The following is a 3,901-nucleotide window of genomic DNA, read 5'->3' as shown; positions in this document are numbered from 1 at the left end:
CGCCCGGGCCCCGCGCCTGACGCGCCCGACCGCGAGTTCCACGGCTCCCGCGACTCCCACCGGCCCGGGCCCCGCAGGCGGACGTACTTCCTTCCCATCGAGCAGAAGAGGTCTTCACAGTGACGGACGTGACCACAGAGGGCGGCCACCCCGGCGAACGGATCGAGCCGGTCGACATCCAGGTCGAGATGCAGAAGAGCTACCTCGACTACGCGATGTCGGTCATCGTGGCGCGCGCGCTGCCCGAGGTACGGGACGGCCTCAAGCCCGTCCACCGCCGCGTCCTGTACGCGATGTACGACGGCGGCTACCGGCCCGACCGCGGCTACTTCAAGTGCGCCCGCGTCGTCGGCGACGTCATGGGGAACTACCACCCGCACGGCGACTCCGCCATCTACGACGCGCTGGTCCGGCTGGCGCAGCCCTGGTCGATGCGGTACCCGCTGGTCGACGGCAACGGCAACTTCGGTTCGCGCGGCAACGACCCCGCCGCGGCCATGCGGTACACCGAGTGCCGCATGGCGCCCCTGGCGATGGAGCTGCTGCGCGACATCGACAAGGAGACCGTCGACTTCTCCCCCAACTACGACGGCCGCTCCCAGGAGCCGGACGTCCTGCCGTCCCGGTACCCGAACCTGCTGGTCAACGGGTCCGCCGGCATCGCGGTGGGGATGGCGACCAACATCCCGCCGCACAACCTGCGCGAGGTCGCCGACGGCGTCCGCTGGTACCTGGAGAACTACGGCGCGTCCGACGACGAGCTGCTCGAGGCGCTGATCGAGCGGATCAAGGGCCCCGACTTCCCCACCGCCGGCCTCATCGTCGGCCGCAAGGGCATCGAGGAGGCGTACCGCACCGGCCGCGGCTCCATCACGATGCGGGCCGTCGTCGAGGTCGAGGAGATCCAGGGCCGCACCTGCCTCGTCGTCACCGAACTCCCGTACCAGGTCAACCCGGACAACCTCGCCCTGAAGATTGCCGACCTGGTGAAGGACGGCAAGCTGGACGGCATCGCCGACGTCCGCGACGAGACGTCCGGCCGCACCGGGCAGCGGCTCGTCATCGTCCTCAAGCGGGACGCCGTCGCCAAGGTCGTCCTGAACAACCTCTACAAGCACACGCAGCTGCAGGAGACGTTCGGCGCGAACATGCTCGCGCTGGTCGACGGCGTGCCGCGCACCCTGCGCGTCGACCAGTTCGTCCGGCACTGGGTCGCGCACCAGATCGACGTCATCGTCCGCCGCACCCGGTTCCTGCTCCGCAAGGCCGAGGAGCGCGCCCACATCCTGCGCGCCCTGCTGAAGGCCCTCGACCGGATCGACGAGGTCATCGCCCTCATCCGCCGCTCGCCGTCGGCGTCGGAGGCGCAGCAGGGCCTGATGAACCTGCTGGAGATCGACGAGATCCAGGCGCAGGCCATCCTCGACATGCAGCTGCGCAAGCTCGCCGCCCTGGAGCGGCAGCAGATCACCGACGAGTACGACAAGCTCATGGCGGAGATCGCCGACTACAACGACATCCTGGCCTCGCCCGAGCGGCAGCGGCAGATCGTCGGCGACGAGCTCGCCCCGATCGTGGAGAAGTTCGGCGACGACCGGCGCACCGAGATCGTCCCGTTCGACGGGGACGTGTCCTACGAGGACCTCATCGCCGAAGAGGACGTCGTCGTCACGATCACCCGCGGCGGCTACGCCAAGCGCACCCGCACCGACCAGTACCGGGCGCAGCGGCGCGGCGGCAAGGGCGTCCGCGGCGCGCAGCTGAAGCAGGACGACATCGTCGACCAGTTCTTCGTCACCTCGACGCACAACTGGATACTGTTCTTCACCAACAAGGGCCGCGTGTACCGCGCCAAGGCCTACGAGCTGCCCGACTCGGGCCGCGACTCGCGCGGCCAGCACGTGGCGAACCTGCTGGCCTTCCAGCCGGACGAGCACATCGCCCAGGTCATGGACCTGCGCGACTACGACGTCGCCCCGTACCTGGTGATCGGCACGAAGAAGGGCCGCGTCAAGAAGACCGCCCTGCGCGACTTCGACTCGCCCCGCACCGGCGGCATCATCGCCATCAACCTCGTCGACGACGACGAGGTGATCGCCGCGCGGCTGGTGTCCTCCGACGACAACCTGCTGATGGTCTCCACCGGCGCGCAGGCGATCCGGTTCCGCGCCGACGACGAGTCGCTCCGGCCGATGGGACGCGCCACGTCCGGCGTCATCGGCATGCGTTTCGAGGAGGACCAGGAGGTCCTCAACATGCTCGTCGTCAAGAACGGCTCCGACGACGTCCTGGTGGCCACCGAGGGCGGCTACGCCAAGCGGACTCCGGTCGACCAATACCCCCTTCAGGGACGTGGGGGTAAGGGCGTCCTCACCGCTAAGATCGTGGAGGCGCGGGGCATGTTGGTAGGGGCACTGATGGTCGGCCCCGACGACGAGGTGTTCGCGATGACGTCGAACGGCGGCGTGATCCGCACCACCGCCGCCGAGATCAAGCAGTCCGGCAGGCAGACCATGGGCGTCCGCCTGATGAACCTCGCGGACGGCGACAGCGTCGTGGCGATCGCGAGGAACGTCGAGTCCATCGAGGACGCCGAGGACGCCGAGGACGCCGACGACGCCGAAGGGGGCGACGGTGAGTGACGTATCCTGCATCGTCACCGAGCCGCTAGGCCAGGAGGACACGTGAGCACCGAGCCCGGCAAGAACAAGGGCGGGTCAGGCCCGGAAGCGGACGGCGCCGGTAAGAAACCGGCCGCCGAATCCGGGTCGGGCAAGTCCGGGAAGAAGCCGGCCAAGAGCGTCTCCGCCGCCAAGTCCGGGCGGGACGAGACGACCGTCGACATCGACCGCGAGGCGTCCGCGGGCGGCTCGGGCGGCTCGGGCGCGGACACGACCAGGATCGACCTCGCGAAGATCGAGGAGAAGGACGCCGAGACCCCCGAGATCGCCCCGGTCAAGGACGCCGCGGACGACACGTCCGACCCGGCGCCGAAGTCCTCCTCCGGCTCGGCGGGCTGGGCCAAGCCCGCCGAGCCGTCCGGATCGGTCTCGGCAGGACGTACGGAGCCCGCCGGCAAGCCGTTCAACTCCTCCTCCGGCCCGGCCTCCTCCGGGCCCTCCGCTCCCGCCGCGGGCGGCTCCGCCCGCGGCGGCTTCGCCGGCACCGTCCTCAAGGACCGTCCCGCCGCCTCGACGTCCGTCGCGCCGGCGAACTCGGCCAAGCCCGCCAACGGCAAGCCGGCCCGCAAGGCCCAGCTCCAGCTCGCCCGGCTCGAACCGTGGTCGGTGATGAAGTTCAGCTTCGTCATGTCGCTGGTCTGCTTCGTCGTCCTCCTCGTCGCCGTGATCGTCCTCTACACGATCCTGTCCGGCCTCGGCGTGTTCGACGCCATCAGCGACACGATCAACAGCCTCACCAAGGAGCAGGGCGAGACCACCGGCAGCGTCGACGCCGGCAGCTGGTTCTCCTTCTTCCGCGTCTTCGGCTACACCGTCCTCGTGGGCGCCCTGAACGTCATGCTCATCACGGCGCTCTCCACGGTCGGCTCCGTCATCTACAACCTCGCCGCCGACCTGGTGGGCGGCGTCGAGGTCACCCTCAAGGAGGCCGAGTAGCCCCACCCCGCCGCCGCCCGGCAATCGATTTCCGGTTGTCCGCCCAGATGGGGTAACCTCTCGTTGCGCCGCCAGGGGCGGCGGCACACTCCGGGCCTATAGCTCAGTCGGTTAGAGCGCATCCCTGATAAGGATGAGGCCGGTGGTTCAAGTCCACCTAGGCCCACTTCGGAGTTGGGAGTGACGTGGTCGGAGCCTTGGGGCTCCTTCCCCGTCACTCCTTCGTCGTTTTTGCCTGGGGGGGCGACCCCCAGACCCCCGGTGTGGGGGCTTCGCCCCCACGC

2 protein-coding genes and 1 tRNA gene are annotated in these 3,901 nt (G+C 69.4%); all 3 read left to right on the top strand.

Annotated features, from left to right (window positions below; translation table 11 throughout):
• Positions 1-119: 119 nt before the first annotated feature.
• The 3 genes from gyrA to ETD96_RS42305 all read left to right on the top strand — a co-directional run bounded on the left by gyrA (position 120) and on the right by ETD96_RS42305 (position 3,783).
• Positions 120-2,642 carry a DNA gyrase subunit A gene (gene gyrA / locus ETD96_RS42315; RefSeq protein ID WP_138642106.1) on the top strand — a complete coding sequence of 841 codons (2,523 nt, stop codon included), beginning with the start codon at positions 120-122 and terminating at the stop codon, positions 2,640-2,642.
• A gap of 42 nt (positions 2,643-2,684) precedes the next feature.
• A complete protein-coding gene (locus ETD96_RS42310) occupies positions 2,685-3,617 on the top strand; it encodes a DUF3566 domain-containing protein (RefSeq protein WP_240808618.1) in 933 nt (310 codons plus the stop codon).
• Positions 3,618-3,709: 92 nt separating this feature from the next.
• Positions 3,710-3,783 (top strand) — tRNA-Ile (locus tag ETD96_RS42305).
• Positions 3,784-3,901 lie beyond the last annotated feature (118 nt).

The organism is Actinomadura geliboluensis, from assembly GCF_005889745.1.
Classification (GTDB): domain Bacteria; phylum Actinomycetota; class Actinomycetes; order Streptosporangiales; family Streptosporangiaceae; genus Spirillospora; species Spirillospora geliboluensis.
The sequence above is the reverse complement of the archived record's forward strand: the minus strand, read 5'-3'. Positions and strand labels throughout refer to the sequence as shown.